Origin of the sequence: Paracoccus sp. (in: a-proteobacteria) (genome assembly GCF_039808215.1) — a bacterium.
In the GTDB taxonomy this organism is placed as follows: Bacteria; Pseudomonadota; Alphaproteobacteria; order Rhodobacterales; family Rhodobacteraceae; genus Paracoccus.
Map to the genome: position 1 here is coordinate 93703 of NZ_JBDHSP010000004.1, position 15107 is coordinate 108809.

Annotated in this window: 16 protein-coding genes and 1 tRNA gene; 4 read left to right on the forward strand and 13 right to left on the reverse strand. The window is 69.7% G+C overall.

The features are described from left to right. Positions 1 to 38 precede the first annotated feature (38 nt). Together WMK75_RS02845 and WMK75_RS02850 are read left to right on the forward strand one after the other, a co-directional pair. Positions 39 to 446 carry a metallopeptidase family protein gene (locus tag WMK75_RS02845; RefSeq protein WP_347266146.1) on the forward strand — a complete coding sequence of 136 codons (408 nt, stop codon included), beginning with the start codon at positions 39 to 41 and terminating at the stop codon, positions 444 to 446. Further along, positions 446 to 1405: a 1-phosphofructokinase family hexose kinase gene (locus WMK75_RS02850; protein ID WP_347266147.1), complete on the forward strand. Its 960-nt coding sequence runs from the start codon at positions 446 to 448 to the stop codon at positions 1403 to 1405. Before WMK75_RS02845 ends, WMK75_RS02850 begins: the two co-directional genes overlap by 1 nt. Before the next feature lie 22 nt (positions 1406 to 1427). Here the strand turns inward: WMK75_RS02850 and WMK75_RS02855 are convergent, their stop codons facing one another. The 10 genes from WMK75_RS02855 to rpmH all read right to left on the reverse strand — a co-directional run bounded on the left by WMK75_RS02855 (position 1428) and on the right by rpmH (position 9510). Next, complete coding sequence (locus tag WMK75_RS02855; RefSeq protein ID WP_347266148.1) at positions 1428 to 1946, reverse strand: histidine phosphatase family protein; 519 nt, start codon at positions 1944 to 1946, stop codon at positions 1428 to 1430. A gap of 90 nt (positions 1947 to 2036) precedes the next feature. Continuing rightward, the gene (argB, locus tag WMK75_RS02860; protein WP_347266177.1) at positions 2037 to 2936 is read right to left on the reverse strand and encodes an acetylglutamate kinase; all 900 of its coding nucleotides are present in this window, start codon (positions 2934 to 2936) and stop codon (positions 2037 to 2039) included. 58 nt (positions 2937 to 2994) lie between these two features. Next, positions 2995 to 3660: a ribosome biogenesis GTP-binding protein YihA/YsxC gene (gene yihA, locus WMK75_RS02865; protein WP_347266149.1), complete on the reverse strand. Its 666-nt coding sequence runs from the start codon at positions 3658 to 3660 to the stop codon at positions 2995 to 2997. Further along, entirely contained in the window at positions 3657 to 4421 is a 765-nt protein-coding gene (locus WMK75_RS02870) for an MOSC domain-containing protein (RefSeq protein ID WP_347266150.1), read from the reverse strand. The genes yihA and WMK75_RS02870 overlap by 4 nt, the downstream gene beginning before the upstream one ends. Further along, on the reverse strand, positions 4418 to 6316 hold the full coding sequence (gene yidC / locus WMK75_RS02875) for a membrane protein insertase YidC (protein ID WP_347266151.1): 1899 nt from the start codon (positions 6314 to 6316) through the stop codon (positions 4418 to 4420). Before yidC ends, WMK75_RS02870 begins: the two co-directional genes overlap by 4 nt. Before the next feature lie 141 nt (positions 6317 to 6457). After that, positions 6458 to 7678, reverse strand: a complete 1221-nt coding sequence (locus tag WMK75_RS02880; protein ID WP_347266152.1) for an EAL domain-containing protein — start codon at positions 7676 to 7678, stop codon at positions 6458 to 6460. 60 nt (positions 7679 to 7738) lie between these two features. After that, the gene (gene ttcA / locus WMK75_RS02885; protein WP_347266153.1) at positions 7739 to 8638 is read right to left on the reverse strand and encodes a tRNA 2-thiocytidine(32) synthetase TtcA; all 900 of its coding nucleotides are present in this window, start codon (positions 8636 to 8638) and stop codon (positions 7739 to 7741) included. 51 nt (positions 8639 to 8689) lie between these two features. Beyond that, a complete protein-coding gene (yidD, locus tag WMK75_RS02890; protein WP_347266154.1) occupies positions 8690 to 8926 on the reverse strand; it encodes a membrane protein insertion efficiency factor YidD in 237 nt (78 codons plus the stop codon). Then, a complete protein-coding gene (gene rnpA / locus WMK75_RS02895) occupies positions 8923 to 9342 on the reverse strand; it encodes a ribonuclease P protein component (RefSeq protein WP_347266178.1) in 420 nt (139 codons plus the stop codon). The genes yidD and rnpA overlap by 4 nt, the downstream gene beginning before the upstream one ends. Before the next feature lie 30 nt (positions 9343 to 9372). After that, positions 9373 to 9510 carry a 50S ribosomal protein L34 gene (gene rpmH, locus WMK75_RS02900; protein ID WP_017998233.1) on the reverse strand — a complete coding sequence of 46 codons (138 nt, stop codon included), beginning with the start codon at positions 9508 to 9510 and terminating at the stop codon, positions 9373 to 9375. Positions 9511 to 9748: 238 nt separating this feature from the next. On the opposite strand from rpmH, the gene WMK75_RS02905 reads away from it, so the two are divergent. Next, the gene (locus WMK75_RS02905) at positions 9749 to 11179 is read left to right on the forward strand and encodes a HAMP domain-containing sensor histidine kinase (protein WP_347266155.1); all 1431 of its coding nucleotides are present in this window, start codon (positions 9749 to 9751) and stop codon (positions 11177 to 11179) included. Between the two features lie 309 nt (positions 11180 to 11488). Next, positions 11489 to 11565: transfer RNA gene (locus tag WMK75_RS02910), tRNA-Arg, on the forward strand. A gap of 310 nt (positions 11566 to 11875) precedes the next feature. On the opposite strand, the gene WMK75_RS02915 is transcribed toward WMK75_RS02910, so the two are convergent. Genes WMK75_RS02915 through WMK75_RS02925 form a run of 3 tightly spaced genes read right to left on the reverse strand, consistent with a single transcriptional unit; the run spans position 11876 to position 15106 of the window. After that, complete coding sequence (locus tag WMK75_RS02915) at positions 11876 to 12670, reverse strand: ChaN family lipoprotein (protein ID WP_347266156.1); 795 nt, start codon at positions 12668 to 12670, stop codon at positions 11876 to 11878. Next, on the reverse strand, positions 12667 to 13386 hold the full coding sequence (locus WMK75_RS02920) for a hypothetical protein (RefSeq protein ID WP_347266157.1): 720 nt from the start codon (positions 13384 to 13386) through the stop codon (positions 12667 to 12669). Before WMK75_RS02920 ends, WMK75_RS02915 begins: the two co-directional genes overlap by 4 nt. 25 nt (positions 13387 to 13411) lie before the next feature. Continuing rightward, entirely contained in the window at positions 13412 to 15106 is a 1695-nt protein-coding gene (locus WMK75_RS02925) for an SbmA/BacA-like family transporter (protein ID WP_347266158.1), read from the reverse strand. Position 15107: the final 1 nt, after the last annotated feature.

Below are 15107 nucleotides of genomic sequence, written 5' to 3' on the forward strand. Positions count from 1 at the left end.
GTTTTTGTCCATATCGGGAACAGATGCGAGGTGAGCAGATGCCCGACTGGAAAGACGCCGAAGCCCCCGACTGCGCCCTGATCGAAAGCCTTGCGCGCGCGGCCATCGCCGGCCTGCCGCCGGAATTCGCCGGCCCCGCCGCGGCGGTGGTGCTGCGGGTCGAGGATTTCGCCAGCGAGGAATTTCTCGACGAACTGCAGATCGACGACCCGCTGGAACTGACCGGGCTTTACGACGGCGTGCCGATGACGGAAAAATCCGCCAGCGAGCCGCAGCATTTCCCCGACACGGTCTGGCTGTTTCGCCGCGCCATCCTGGACGAATGGGCCAGCCGCGGCGACGTGACGCTGGGGGCGCTGGTCGCCCATGTCGTGGTGCATGAATTCGCCCATCACTTCGGCTGGTCCGACGCCGACATCGCCGCCATCGACCGCTGGTGGGAGTGATGGCCCAGGCGCCGATCCTGACCGTGACGCTGAACCCGGCGCTGGACATCTCGACCGCGGTGGCGCGGGTGGTGCCGGATGCCAAGCTGCGCTGCGCGGCGCCCGGCTTCGACCCCGGCGGTGGCGGGGTCAATGTCAGCCGCGCCATCCGCATCATGGGCGGCGACAGCATGGCGCTGGTGGCGCTGGGCGGGCGCACCGGCCAGCGCTATGCCGACCTGCTGGCCGCCACCGGGATCCGCGTCCTTGCCCTGCCCGCCCCGGGCGAGACCCGGCAATCCCTGACCGTGGACGACCGCGCCATCGGCCAGCAGTTCCGCTTTGTCATGCCCGGGCCACAATGGTCGGCGCAGGATGTCGCGGCGGCGCTGGCCCTCGCCCTTGGCGCCGCGCCGGCGGGGGGGCTGGTGGTGCTGTCGGGCTCGAACCCGCCAGGCGTGCCGGCGGGCTTTGCCGCGCAGCTGGCCGGGCGGCTGCAGGGCAGCGGCGCGCGGCTGGTCGTGGACACCTCGGGCGAAGCGCTGGCCGGCATCGCCGCCTCGCGCGATCGCCGGGTCGAGATCCTGCGCATGGACGATGCCGAGGCCGAGGGCCTGGCCGGGCGCCCGCTGCATTACCGCGCCGATACCGCGGGCTTTGCCGCCAGCCTGGTCGCCTCGGGCGCCGCGCGCGGGGTGATCGTGGCGCGCGGGCGCGACGGCAATATCATCGCCACCGAAGACGGCATCTGGCACGCCGAGGCGGCACGCGTGCCGGTGCTGAGCAAGGTGGGCGCCGGCGACAGCTTTCTGGCCGGCTTCACCCTGGGCCATGCCCGCGGCTGGCCGGTCACCGATGCGCTGGGGCTGGCGGCGGCGGCGGCCTCGGCCACGGTGCAGACGCCCGCAAGCCAGCTTTGCCGCGCCGAGGATGTCGAGCGGCTGTTCGCCGCCCGCGTCGTCACCCGATTGCAGGTCTGAGGTGCAGGTCTGAGGCCGCGCCTCAGTGCCGGCGCACGACGCTGACGAAATCCAGCACGCTGCCCTCGCCAGGGCGCAGTTCGGACCAGTCGTCGATCTGGAAATCGACCACCAGCGTCGCCGCGGTCGGAAAGCGGCGGAAATCCGGATCCAGCGGCGCCCGCGCCGGCAGCATGGCGGCGAATTCGGCGATGCCCGGGTTGTGGCCGACGATCATCACCGTCGGCGCCGAGGCGGTGCGCAGGATGTCGAGCATCTTTTCCGGCGCGGCGTGATAAAGCCCCGGCTCATAGCGGACATGCGGCCGCACCTCGAGCGGGGTGGCGGCCACCTGGCTCCAGGTCTCGCGCGTGCGCTGCGCGGTCGAGCACAGCACCTCCTCGGGCTCATAGCCGCGGCTGGCCAGCCAGTCGCCCAGCTCGCGCGCCGAACGGCGGCCGCGTTCGTTCAGCGAACGGTCATGGTCGGGCTGGCCAGGATCGTCCCAGGACGATTTCGCGTGGCGGGTCAGAATCAGGCGGCAGTGTCCGAGTGGCGTCATCGAATTGCCTTTTGGGCAGGTTCAGCCCGCCGAGCCTGCCATAGCGCCGGCGGTGCCGGCAAGCCCGAATTGCCGCCCCCCGGACAGGTGCTAAAGCCCGCTGTCGCCCTGGCGCAATCCGCGCGGCTTGACCCGCGGCTCGGTCGAGCGGATCAGCGATCCGGCGCCATGTTCGGTGAACAGTTCCAGCAGCGAGGCATTGGGCACGCGCCCGTCAAGGATGACCACGGCGCGCACCCCGTCCTCGAGCGCCTTCAGCGCCGTCTCGGTCTTGGGGATCATGCCGCCGGCGATGGTTCCCTCGGCGATCATCGTGCGCACCTGCACGGGATGCATCTGCGTCAGCACCTCGCCATGGGCGTTCTTCACCCCCGAAACATCGGTCAGCAGCAGCAGCCGGTCGGCCTTCAGCGCCCCGGCGATGGCGCCGGCGGCGGTGTCGCCATTGACGTTGAAGGTCTCGTTGTCCTCCATGCCGGTGGCGACGGGGGCGATGACCGGGATCAGCCCGGCATTGTAGAGATCGCGGATGATCTGCACGTTCATCTCGACCGGGCGACCGACAAAGCCCAGTTCCGGGTCGTCCGGTTCGCAGACCATCAGATCGTCGTCCTTGCCCGAAATCCCCACCGCGCGGCCCCCCGCGTCGTTGATCGCCTGCACGATGCGCTTGTTGACCAGCCCCGAGAGCACCATCTCGACCACCTCGACGGTCTCGCGGGTGGTGACGCGCTTGCCGCGTACGAAACGGCTTTCGATGCCCAGTCTGCCCAGCAGGTCGTTGATCATCGGCCCGCCGCCATGCACCACCACCGGATGGATGCCGACCTGCCGCATCAGCACGATGTCGCGGGCGAATTCGGCCATGGCGGCATCGTCGCCCATGGCGTTGCCGCCGAATTTGACCACCACGACGGCGCCCGAATAGCGCTGCATGTAGGGCAGCGCTTCGGACAGGGTGCGGGCGGTAGCGGTCCAGTCACGGTTCATGTTCTGCATTCTCATCATTTGGCCCCAGTTCGTCGCGCCGGCCGGCGGGCCGGGCGGTTCAGTTGCTGCCGTCCTGCCCCAGGCCGGCGATGATGGCGCGCAGGGTGGCGATGCCCTGGCCCTTGTCGGAGCTGGTCAGCACCAGTTCCGGATAGGCGGCGGGATGCTTCTGCAGCGCCTCCTGCACCTGCGCGACCGTGGCGGCCATGGCCTGCGGGCCGATCTTGTCGGCCTTGGTCAGCACCACCTGGAAGGGCACCGCGGCGCGGTCCAGGAGGCGCATGATCTCATGGTCGACATCCTTGACGCCATGACGCGAATCGATCAGCGCAAAGGCCCGGCGCAGCGTCTGCCGCCCGGCCAGATAGTTCTTCAGCAGCGCCTGCCATTTCGCCACCACCGCCACCGGCGCCCGGGCAAAGCCATAGCCGGGCAGGTCCACCAGATAGGACTGCGCGCCCAGGCTGAAATAGTTGATCTCCTGGGTGCGGCCCGGGGTGTTCGAGGCCCGCGCCAGGCCGTTGCGCCCGGTCAGCGCGTTGATCAGGCTGGACTTGCCCACGTTCGAGCGGCCGGCAAAGCAGACCTCGGGCCGGTCGGCGGGCGGCAGCCCGTCCATGGCGACCACACCCTTGAGAAAATCGACCGGGCCGGCGAACAGCTTGCGTGCGGCCTCGGCGGTCTCGGCCTCGGGTTCGGGGGCGATTGGAAAGGCGACTTTCATGCGCGGATCTCGTCATTGAGGGCGATCTGGCCGCCGGTGACCACCTCGGCATAGATGCCGAACCGATGATTGCCGTAAAGCGTCGTCAGTTCCGCCGGCATGTCGCCATCCATGCGGCCGCTGGCGGTGTCGGCGCTGGTCGCGGCGCAGCGGCCGATCGCTTCGGTCACGCGCAGCTCGACCCCGCCCACGCTCAGGATGCGGCCGATCATCTCACGCTCGGCATGGGGCTGCCAGCCGTCGACCCAGAGATTGGCACGCCAGCGCGCGATGCCCAGGTCCCGGCCAAGACGCGACTCGAGGTCGCGCAGGCTGCTCAGCGACAGGATCGAGAGCCAGGGCTGCGCCACATCCGTCCAGCCGGTGGGGCCGCGCACCAGCCGCGTCGCCGGCGGCAGATCGTCGGGCCAAAGCGGCGCAACCCAGTCGATCAGCCGCGCGCCCTCGGTCTCGGGGTCGAAGTGCAGATCGGGCCGGTCGGGATGGCAAAGCCGGATCGGCCCCGCCTCCGTGCCCTCGCCCCAGCCCCCGCAAACGGCTTGCAGCGTGGCCGAGGCCACGCCGCGCAGGAAGCAGGATTTCGGCAGCCAGCGGTCGGGGTCGCCCGCCCCTCCGGCATGTGGCTCGCCTGCGGCGGTCAGGATCGCCCAGACGCGGTCGCCCGGCAGCCGGCGCGCCGCCTGCAGCGACACGCGGGCCATGTCCTCGCCCCCCAGCGACTTGATCGGGTGGCGACGGATCCGGGCGATCCGGGCGGTCATTTCCCGCCCTTGTCCTTGGCATTGCCCCCGGCCTTGGGGCGCGACGGCAGGCTTGAACGGATATTGCCGAACAGGTCGGGCCGGTGGCCGTGCATCGACATGATCGTATACTGCTGGATGATGGTGATGGTGTTGTTGGTGATCCAGTAAAGCACCAGCCCCGAGGCAAAGCCGCCCAGCATGAACATGAAGATCCAGGGCATCCAGGCAAAGATCATCTTCTGCGCCGGATCGGCGGGGGCCGGATTCAGCTTCTGCTGCATCCACATCGAGATGCCAAGCACGATCGCCAGCACCGGCAGGGTAAAGCTGTGCAGGAAGCTGCCCTGCCCCGGCGCCGCCCAGGGCAGCATGCCGAAGAGGTTCCACAGGCTGGACGGATCGGGCGCCGAAAGGTCGCGGATCCAGCCGACCCAGGGGGCGTGGCGCAATTCGATGGTGACGAAGATCACCTTGTAGAGCGAGAAAAAGATCGGGATCTGCAGCAGCACGGGCAGGCAGCCGGCGGCCGGGTTCACCTTCTCGCGCTTGTAAAGCTCCATGACTTCTTTTTGATACTTCACCCGGTCGTCGCCGGTGCGCGCCTTCAACTCCTCCATCTGCGGCTGCATTTCCTTCATGCGCGCCATCGAGACATAGGATTTGCGCGCCAGCGGAAAGACCAGCAGCTTCAGGATGAAGGTCAGGGCGATGATCGACCAGCCCATGTTGCCGATCATGCCGTGCAGCCAGTGCAGCAGGCGGAAGATCGGCTTGGTCAGGAAATAGAACCAGCCCCAGTCGATCGAATCGACGAAACGGTCGATGCCGGGGTTTTCCTGATAGCCGTTGATGACCTCCCAGACCTTGGCGCCGGCGAACAGGTAGCTGGCGCTGGTGCCGGTGGCGCCCGGCGCCACGGTCTGCACCGGCATGCGGGTCTCGGTCTGGTAGATGTCGGCGCCGGGGGCGTATTTCACCACCGCGGTGAAGGGCGTGCCCGGGGTCGGGGCCAGCGTGGTCATCCAGTATTTGTCGGTGAAGCCGATCCAGCCGTTTTCCTTGACCTCGATCAGGCTGGCCGGACCCTCGCCCGCCACCGGGTCCAGGTCGGGCAGGCTCTTGTATTTCTTTTCCAGCAGGCTGCCGTCGGTCATGCCGACCACGCCCTCGTGCAGAACGAAGAAGTTCTGGGTGTCGGGGCGGCCGTGGCGGGCAAGGATGCCGTAGGGCGCCGCCGCGAAGGGCGCCGCGGCGGTGTTTTCCAGCGACTGGGTGACGGTGAACAGGAACTTGTCGTCCAGCTCATAGGTGCGGCGAAAGATCTGGCCGGCGCCATTGTCCCAGCGCAGCGTGACCGGCTTGCCCGGGGCCAGCGCATCGCCCGATTCCACCTGCCAGATCGTCGCCGGGCCTGGCACCAGCGCCGGGTCGGTGCCGGCGGCGGGCATCCAGCCATAGACCGCGTAATAGGGCTTCTGGACCACGGCATGCAGATCGCCCCCGGGGGCGGTGGCGCTGCCCTCGGCTTTCAGCACCGTCTGCGCGGTGGGCGACAGCAGGCGCACGAAGGGCGAGTTCTCGTCCAGGGTCTCGCGAAAGCCGGTCAGTTCCAGATCGTCGATGCGCCCGCCGGCCAGCGAGATCGAACCGGCAAGCGAGGGCGACTCGATCCTGATCCGGCCGGCTGCGGCCGAGGGGTCGGCGCTGGCGGCCGCCGCCTGGTCCAGCACCGGGGCGCTGCCGGGCTCTGCCGTGCTGCCGGGCGCGGTCTGGCTGGTGCTGAGCTCGCTGCCCTGGCCGGGCGCCGCCTCGGGTGCGGGCGCGGGCTCGGGTACGAAGAAGATCGACCAGACGAGCATGACGAGTGCCGAAAGCACCATCGCCAGGATGAGATTGCGGTTGTTGTCTTGCATTCCGGTTCTGCCCCTCGTCGTCACCCGGCCTTCGGGTCACCGGGCCGCTTCAACAGAAGCGACCGGCAAAGGTCAAGGGAATTTGCCCGCAACGCCCCGGATCGCGGGCAGCGGCCAGGGGCCGCGGCGCCCGCGCGGGGTTCAGGCCCGGCGGCGGGCCGGCAGGCCGCGCGCGGGGCCGGGACCAAGCGTCTGCAGGAAATCATCCACCCCGGCGGCCGAAAGCGGCGGCGCCACCGCCGGACCCTGCAGCCCGTGAAGGCCGATCTGCGCCAGGAAGGCCGCCTCTTCTGCCGTCTCGACGCCGCTGGCCAGGGTGGACATGGCCAGATGCTGGGCAAGCGCCAGCACCGCAAGGATCATGCGCTGCTGATCGGCGCGCTGATGGCAGTCCTGCACGAATTCCCGCCCGATCCGGACCTTGCCGATCGCCTGGCCCTTCAGTTCGTCCAGCCCGGCGCCGGCGCTGCCGAACTGGCCCAGCGCGATATGGCAGCCCGCCGCCGCAAGCCGCTGCAGGTTGGCCTTGACGGCGCGGCTGGCGGCGCCGGGAACGGCGGCGATCTCGATCTCCAACCGGGCGGGGACAAGCTCTTGCCGGTCCAGTTCCCACAGGATGGCGGGCACGATGTCAGGAGAGGCCAGCACCGGCGCGGCCAGACCCAGCGACAGCATCGGCACATGCCGCCCCATCCGGTCCCAGGCGGCAAGACAGCCCAGGCCACGGCGCAGCGCCCCCTCGGCCAGGCCGACCGGCCAGACGGCGTCCAGGCCGCAGCCCGGCGGCAGCAATTGCAGCGCCAGCACCGCCCCGGTATCGCAGCAGATCTGCGGCTGGAAACGCAATTCCCCGTCCCCGGACAGGCCGGGCGCCGCGCATGGCGCCGCGGGCGGCATGTCGACGGCATGGATCAGCGTCTGCGTGGCCTCGGCCCGGTCCATGACCGCACTGCCGAAGGCCAGCAGATCCCCGGCCTCGCGATCGCCGCCCGGGTCCCGGACCAACACCACACGCAGGCGCGGGCAGACGCGCAACCCGCCGGGATCGATACCCTCGTCGCGCAGCGACTGCAGCAGCCTTGCCACCTCGGGCAGAAGGCCCGGGCCGGGCAGAAGGCCGCGAATGTCGGCGCCGGCGGCCGCGCGCGGCTGCGGCTGCAGGCACAGGTCCTGCACCAGCCGCAGGGTCAGCAGATCAAGCAGCCGTTCGAACTGTGCCGCGCCGATGCCGGCCCGCAGGCCGGGCCCGTCCAGCACCCGCAGCACCATTGCCAGACGGCCGCGGCCGCCGCCCCTGCCCCCGCCGTCCCGCCTTGCCAGCCCGGCCAGCCGTGCCAGCGCCGTTGCCATCCCGTAAGACATGGTCAGACCCGAATCATGTTGCCCGGGTCGCAGCCTGGCACGGCAAGCCTTTGCGTTCGGTTAATGTTCGCGCAGATCCGGCACCTGCGCCGCGGCCTGCCCCGCCAGTTCCGGCGCCAGCGAGGTGAAGTCGAACAGCTTCGGATCCGGCAGATGCGAGGGGCGCACGTTCATCAGCGCCCGGAACATGACCTGGCGGCGGCCGGGGCTGCGCGCCTCCCATTCGTTCAGCAGCTTCTTGACCTGCATGCGCTGCAGCCCGTCCTGGCTGCCGCACAGATCGCAGGGGATCACCGGATAGTTCATGGCGCGGGCGAAACGCTCGCAATCGGCCTCGGCCACGAAGGCCAGCGGGCGCAAGAGGTTCAGGTCGCCATCCTCATTCAGAAGCTTCGGCGGCATCGAGGCCAGGCGGCCGCCATGGAACAGGTTCATGAAGAAGGTTTCCAGGATGTCGTCGCGGTGGTGGCCCAGCACCACGGCCTGACAGCCCTCTTCGCGGGCGATGCGATACAGGTTGCCACGGCGCAGGCGCGAGCACAGGCTGCAATAGGTGCGGCCCTCGGGCACCTTGTCCTTCACGATGGAATAGGTGTCCTGATATTCGATGCGATGGGCGACCTCGCGCTCGGTCAGGAATTCGGGCAGCACCGTCGCCGGAAAGCCCGGCTGGCCCTGATCGAGGTTGCAGGCCAGCAGTTCCACTGGCAGCAGCCCGCGCCATTTCAGCTCATGCAGCACGGCAAGCAGCGTATAGCTGTCCTTGCCGCCCGAGAGGCAGACCAGCCAGCGCTGGCCGGGGCGGATCATGTCATAGGTCTCGATCGCGGCACGGGTCTCGCGCACCAGGCGCTTCCTCAGCTTGCGAAACTCGGTCGAGTCCGGCGCACCGCGAAACAGCGGGTGGATGTCCCCGGCCGCATCGAGATCCTCACTGTCGCTGGCGATGTCGTCACGCATCGGTTCATCCTCGAGGGCGCAGTCGCGCCGTGATTGGCAAGATGGGCCGCGTCAGTCCCGCGGCCCTGGTCCGGGCACCGGATCATGGCCGTGCCCGCCCCAGGGATGGCAGCGGCAGATGCGCCGCGCCGCCAGCCAGCCGCCGCGGATGCCGCCATGGCGCTCCAGCGCCTCGAGCGCATAGGCCGAGCAGGTCGGCTGAAAGCGGCAGCCATGCCCGACCCAGGGGCTGAGAAGCAGCCGATAGCCGCGCACCGGCAACGCGAGGATGCGGGCCAGCGGGCTCATGTCGCATGCACCCGCGCCAGGGCGGTGGCCAGATCGGCGCACATCTGCGCAAAATCGCGCGCGATCGTGGCCTCGGGCCGGCCGACCAGCACATAGTCCCAACCCGGACGCGCCAGACCCGGCATGACCTCGCGCGCCAGGGCGCGCAGCCGGCGCTTGGCGCGGTTGCGGGTCACGGCATTGCCGAGCTTCTTCGAACAGGTATAGCCGATGCGGAAACCCTGGGCAGAATCGGCGGCTGGTTCGTTCTCGCCGCGCCGGCGCGCCTGCAGCAGAAAGCCGGGCATGCCCTGACGCCGCGCCGCGGCCGCGCGCAGGAAATCCGCGCGCTTGCGCAGAACCTGGCCAGAAAAGCCGCAAGCCGCCCTGTCCGGAGCGTTCCGGTCAGCGGCGGCAATATCCGTGGCCCTGTCCATGCCGGTCAAGCCCACGCCCTGCGGCGCGGCTTATGCGCTGAGCGACTTGCGGCCCTTGGCGCGGCGGGCGTTGAGCACGCGGCGACCGCCCTTGGTCGCCATGCGCGCGCGAAAACCGTGGCGGCGGGCGCGAACCAGGTTCGACGGCTGGTAGGTGCGTTTCGACATCTTTCAACTCCGGGTCGGGGCCCATCAGGGTATGGGCAATAAGCCCACGCAAGACGCGCCGGTCATTCGAGGCCCGCTGGATAGTCGCGCGCGCCGCGCAAGTCAACCACGTTCGGCGTCTTTCGCATCCGCGGCACCGGCGCGGGAACCAAGTCCTTCTCGCGCAGGTTTGAACTGCGGGATTCGCACCATTATGTGTTGGCGCAGGCGCCGGGACGAGGGAAAGATACAGCGCACCATGTCTCTGAATACCCTTTCCGGTCGATTCGCACTGCTGACCGGCATCTTCGTGCTGCTGGCCGAACTGCTGATCCTTTTGCCGTTGATCGCGAATTACCGCCTGGATTTCCTGGAATCGCGGCTTGAGCGCGCGCAGATCGCCAGCCTTGCGCTGCTGGCGACGGACGAATCGCTGGCCGCCGACCTGGAATCGGAACTGCTGGAGAATGCCGGCGTCTACAACGTCGTGCTGCGCAGGAATGACGTGCGCCAGCTGGTGCTGTCCTCGCCGATCCCGGGGCCGGTCTCGGCCAGCTTCGACCTGCGCGAGCAGCCGTTCTGGACCTCGATCCGCGATGCGATGCTGCAGCTGGCGGATCCGGTGAACCGGGTGATCCGGGTGATCGGCGAGCCGGTGAACCAGGCCGGGCAGCTGATCGAGATCACCACCGACACCCGCTCGCTCCGCGAGGCGATGATCGAATACGGGCTGCGGCTGCTGCTGATCTCGGTCGCCTTTTCGGTGCTGACGGCCCTGCTGCTGAACATCGCGGCGCAGCGCCTGCTGCTGGTGCCGATCCGGCGCGTCATCAGCCACATGACCGCCTATGCCAGCGCCCCCGAGGACGTGCGCGCCATCATCACCCCCGATGCCCGCCTGGCCGAGCTGAACGCCGCCGAGACCGCACTGGCCGCCATGCAGCGCACGGTAACCTCGGCGCTGAAGCAGCAGGCGCGGCTGGCGCAGCTGGGCCAGGCGGTGGCGCGCATCAGCCACGATCTGCGCAACATCCTGACCACGGCGCAGATCTTTGCCGACCGGCTGGAGGGCAGCGCCGATCCGGCCGTGCGCCGCGCCGCGCCCAAGCTGGTGAACTCGATCAGCCGCGCGGTCACCCTGTGCGAGACGACGCTGGCCTTCGGCACCGCCAGCGAGCCGGCGCCCTCGCTGTCGCGCTTCAACCTCTTGGCGCTGGTCACCGAGGTCGCCGAGGGCGAGAGCCTTGCCGCCGAGCATCCCGACGGCGCCCCGCGGATCGAGATCCTGACCGATGTCCCGCCCGGCCTTGCCATCCGCGCCGACCGCGACCAGCTGTTTCGGGTGCTGTCCAACCTGGTGCGCAACGCCCGTCAGGCCATCGAGGCCACGCGCCAGCCCGGCACCATCGAGATCGGCGCCGGCGAGGACGAAGCGGAATGGTGGATCCGCATCGGCGACACCGGCCCCGGCCTGCCGCAGAAGGCGCGCGACCACCTGTTCCAGCCGTTCTCGGGCGGCTCGCGCAAGGGCGGCACCGGCCTTGGCCTCGCCATCGCCCAGGACCTGGTGCGCAACCACGGCGGCCGGCTGGAGTTGCTGCGCAGCGACGGCGAGGGCACGCAGTTCATCCTGCACCTGCCGCGCGAACTGGCCGGCATCGCCGCGCCGCCGGACCTGCCGCGCGGCTGATCGCCTGCCGCCGACGCCCCCGGGCCGACGAGGATTGCGCCATTGCGCCCTTGCATTCCGGCCGCAACCCGGGGGCCGGCGCGCCGAGGAGGCGACTCTCCGGCGGCGCGGCCCGCATGGCCCGACGGCATGGCCGGGGCGCGCAGCGATGACCGGCACCGGCCCGCACGCGCCGGCATCCGGGCAAGAGCGGTGGCCCGCGAGCCCGGCGGATGCCACCCCGGTCCGGACGGCGTGAAAAACTTTCCGGGCAGGCTCATTTTGGCCTTGCACCCCCCCGGCCCTGTCTCTAGATAACCGCCTCACAGCGGACCCGTAGCTCAGCTGGATAGAGCACCAGACTACGAATCTGGGGGTCGGGCGTTCGAATCGCTCCGGGTCCGCCATTTATCTCATTGAAGTTGCTGGATAATTGCTTTCCTTTCTTGGCTTTGCCGAGGTTGGTTTGCAACTTCTGTTGCCGGCCTGTTCTCAAGGGACCTGTTCTCAAGGGCAGGATCGCCGCCTTGGACAGCGCTGGGGTCGTGGCCAGATATTCTTCCTGATTGCGTGTGCCCGGTGACAGCGCGGATTTGCGCGAAGCCGTTGCCCGCCTCTGACAGCCAGCGTGACGGCTGTTCCCCGCAGGTCGTTGAAGCGCAGATATTCGGCCTGCTTCGCCTTCGTCAGATCGGCATGTCCCCTGGGCCGCAGGCCTCAGCCCCGGGGCATCGGCAATCGACAGACCGCATCCGCTGCGTCAGGATCGGGCAGCGCTTCGGCATCGGCAGGGATGGCGACGAAGGTCTCCGTGAGGCCGAGGTCGCGCAACTGCCAGGGCACGCCGCCGCCGAACTGGACATGGCCCATGCCCATGATGCCGATGGCCAGCCGATCCGGCGCCGCCGCCAGCATCCGGGCGAGTCGCTCGGCGAAGGCGCGGTCCCAGACCTCCTGCGCGCCGACGAAGCGATCGAAGGCCGGATCGTCGGGCGATTGCGCCTTGCGGTCGGGGCGCGCGCCGCCGGTCAGTTCGAAGATCAGGCGGCGATAGGCGGCAGGCGAGGGGGCGGGGCGGCTCAGCCCCTCTCTGAGGGTCTCGGGCGCGGCATCCCAGCCGCCGGCACCCACGGCGCGGACCAGATCGCGATGCACGTTCAGCCCGACCATCGGCACGCCCGCCTCGCGGCAGAAGCGGAACAGCGGCAGATAGAGCCCGGCGTCGAAGCCCCAGCACGCGGTCCAGCCGACGCGGGTCAGGAAATCGGCCTCGGACAGCCCGCCCCCGACCCATTCGGCAAGGATCGGATCGACGCGGGCGGGAAACATCTCGAAGCCCAGCGCCACGGGCCGCCGGCCGGCCAGCGCTGCGGCCATGTGCAGCTGCCAGCGGTGGTGGTCGGCGCGGTCGTGGCGCTCTCCCAGCAAAACGATACGGGCGCGGGCGGCGCGCTCGATCACCCGGACATGCGAAAGTGCCTCGCCGCGGGCCAGCCAGACCGGGCCGCTCATGCCAGGCAATCCGAGGTCACGACCAGCCCGTTCGGCACGCCCTGCAGGTCCAGCGCGATGCGCCGGCCCGGCCCGGACTGCCAGCCAGACAGCGTGCCGCCCTTCAGATGCAGGTGAAAATCCGCGGTCATCACGTTCAGAAAGCCCCGGGCGGGCCGCAGCGCCTCGATCCGGCCCGACCAGCCCTGCCGCAGTGTGCCATTGTCGAAGCTGATCCGCACCATGCAGCCCCGGTCATGCGCGATCTGGAAGGGCGCATGCACGGGGTCGGTGGGCGCCAGTTCCTGCGGCGCGGCCGAGGGGGCCTCGGGCACTTCGGGCGGTGCGGGGTGGCGGGGATGATCGGCGAGCGGGGCGGTGAAGGCCGCCACCCCCTCCATGCCGGTGACCGAAAACTGCAGCGCGCCCCCGGCATCCAGAAACTCCAGCCGCGGATAAACCTTGCCGCCCATCAGCGAATGCGTGTCCAGAACGACCCCGGCGATGCGCGCGGGGTCGATCGCCGCGTCGTGGCAGGCGCCGGTCAGATGCAGGCGACCGTTTTCGGCGGTCACCGCCTCGACCGGGCCGATGCGCTCATGCGTGACGCCGGCGCCGCGGCCGATGACCATCAGGCGACCCATGCGCGGCAGCCTTGCCAGCAGGTCGGGTGCACCGAGGCCGGCGATGGCCTCGCGGATCGGGGCGTGGGAGTCGTCGCAAGTGGTGTTGTTCATCGGATTGCCCTTCGTTCGAGCGGTCTCATGCAGTTTCGCGCGTCTCGTCGCCCTCGCCCAGCCGCAGCACGCGGTCGGCGGACAGGCCGGCGGGCTTGCGATGCGCGGTGACGATCAGGCTGGTCGCGGGCAGTTCCTGACGCAGCCAGCGCAGCAGATCGGCCTCGGCAGCGGCATCGAGCGCCGAAGTCGCCTCGTCGAGGATCAGCCAGTCGGGCCGGTTCAGCACGGCGCGGGCAAGGCCGATGCGCTGCCGCTCGCCCATCGACAGCCCGCCAAGCCCGGCGCCCGCGGTCAGGCGATGCGCCAGTCCGGCGCGGCGGATGACGGCCTGCAGGCGCGCCGCGTCCTGCGCCTCGGGGGCATCGGGATAGCTGACGGCGGCCAGCAGCGCGTCATCCATCACCGGCGCCCCGGCCGGCAGCAGCAAAAAGCGCCCGGCAGGCCGGTCGATGCACCCCCGGCCCCAGCGCCACAGCCCGGTGATGGCGCAAAGCAGCGTGGTCTTGCCTTGCCCCGAGGCGCCCTCGATCAGCAGCACCTGCCCCGGCGCGAGGTCGAGATCGGGCACCGGGTCCAGCCAGCGCCCGGCGGGCGTGGCAAGCTGCAGCCCGCGCAACCGCAGCACCCCGTCATCCGAGACGCCGCGCATGACGCCCTGCAGGGCGGCGCCGGCGGGCTCGGGGCGGCGGGTCTGGCGCAGCATGGCGTCCAGACGCTCGCACACGGCGGCAAAGCGGGCGAGGTCGTCATAATGGAACACGAAAAAGCTCAGCGTCGTCGTCACCTGCACGAAGGCGCTGGCCAGTTGCATCAGCCCGCCCAGCGTCACCGCCCCGGCGAAATAGGCCGGCAGCGCGAAGAAGGTCGGCACCCGCAGCACCGTGCGCTGATAGGGGGCGGTGAACAGGCCCAGCACCAGTTCCGACCACATCACCCGGCGCCAGTTGCCGGCCACGGCGTCGAAACGGCGCGACAGCTTGCGGGTCTCGGCCGCCTCGCCGGCGGATTGCGCGATCGGGTCGGCATGGTCGCGCATGCGGATCAGCGCATGGCGGAAATCGGCCTCGACCTTTTCCTGCTGGAAATAGCGCTGCTTCAGCGGCCGGCCCAGCAGATGCGCGAATAGGGTCGACACGGCGACATAGACCGGCGCCAGCCAGACCATGTAATGGGGAATGGCGATCTCGGTGCCCAGCAGGGTCAGGCGCAGCACGAATGCCGCCGCCGCCCACAGCGCCACGAAATAGGACACCAGCCCGACCGCGCTGGTGATCAGGTCGATGGTGAAGCGCAGCAGGTATTCGACGAAATTGCGGCAATCCTCGGCAATGCGCTGATCGGGGTTCTCGATCGGCTCGGTGCCATAGCCGGGGCGCAACGTCCAGAAGGCGCGGTTGCCGACCCATTGCGCCAGCGCCACCTCGGTCAGCTGCGCGCGCCATTCGATCAGCAGCAGCTTGCGCAGCCAGTCGGCGGCAAGGAAGGCCGCGGACTGGCCGGCGACGATCAGGGCAAAGAGCCCGACCTGATGCAGGGCGGCACCGGCGTCCATGTTTTCCAGGGCATCGAAGAAATCCTTGCTCCAGCGGATCATGCGCACCGACAGCCAGACGCCGGCAAAGCCAAGGCCGAGGATGACCGCCATGACCCCCAGCCGCTGCCAGCGGCGCGGGCCGGCCGTGGCGATCCGCGCCAGCCGCCCGACCCGTCCCAGCAAC

What these genes read in the sequence shown, in the direction of transcription:
- WMK75_RS02880 (WP_347266152.1), bottom strand. Translation starts at nt 7,678, where the DNA reads ATGTCTTACGGGATGGCAACGGCGCTGGCACGGCTGGCCGGGCTGGCA.
- WMK75_RS02850 (WP_347266147.1), top strand. Translation starts at nt 446, where the DNA reads ATGGCCCAGGCGCCGATCCTGACCGTGACGCTGAACCCGGCGCTGGAC.
- yidC (WP_347266151.1), bottom strand. Translation starts at nt 6,316, where the DNA reads ATGCAAGACAACAACCGCAATCTCATCCTGGCGATGGTGCTTTCGGCA.
- WMK75_RS02915 (WP_347266156.1), bottom strand. Translation starts at nt 12,670, where the DNA reads ATGAGCGGCCCGGTCTGGCTGGCCCGCGGCGAGGCACTTTCGCATGTC.
- WMK75_RS02845 (WP_347266146.1), top strand. Translation starts at nt 39, where the DNA reads ATGCCCGACTGGAAAGACGCCGAAGCCCCCGACTGCGCCCTGATCGAA.
- WMK75_RS02870 (WP_347266150.1), bottom strand. Translation starts at nt 4,421, where the DNA reads ATGACCGCCCGGATCGCCCGGATCCGTCGCCACCCGATCAAGTCGCTG.
- WMK75_RS02855 (WP_347266148.1), bottom strand. Translation starts at nt 1,946, where the DNA reads ATGACGCCACTCGGACACTGCCGCCTGATTCTGACCCGCCACGCGAAA.
- yidD (WP_347266154.1), bottom strand. Translation starts at nt 8,926, where the DNA reads ATGAGCCCGCTGGCCCGCATCCTCGCGTTGCCGGTGCGCGGCTATCGG.
- ttcA (WP_347266153.1), bottom strand. Translation starts at nt 8,638, where the DNA reads ATGCGTGACGACATCGCCAGCGACAGTGAGGATCTCGATGCGGCCGGG.
- rnpA (WP_347266178.1), bottom strand. Translation starts at nt 9,342, where the DNA reads ATGGACAGGGCCACGGATATTGCCGCCGCTGACCGGAACGCTCCGGAC.
- yihA (WP_347266149.1), bottom strand. Translation starts at nt 3,660, where the DNA reads ATGAAAGTCGCCTTTCCAATCGCCCCCGAACCCGAGGCCGAGACCGCC.
- WMK75_RS02905 (WP_347266155.1), top strand. Translation starts at nt 9,749, where the DNA reads ATGTCTCTGAATACCCTTTCCGGTCGATTCGCACTGCTGACCGGCATC.
- argB (WP_347266177.1), bottom strand. Translation starts at nt 2,936, where the DNA reads ATGAACCGTGACTGGACCGCTACCGCCCGCACCCTGTCCGAAGCGCTG.
- rpmH (WP_017998233.1), bottom strand. Translation starts at nt 9,510, where the DNA reads ATGTCGAAACGCACCTACCAGCCGTCGAACCTGGTTCGCGCCCGCCGC.
- WMK75_RS02920 (WP_347266157.1), bottom strand. Translation starts at nt 13,386, where the DNA reads ATGAACAACACCACTTGCGACGACTCCCACGCCCCGATCCGCGAGGCC.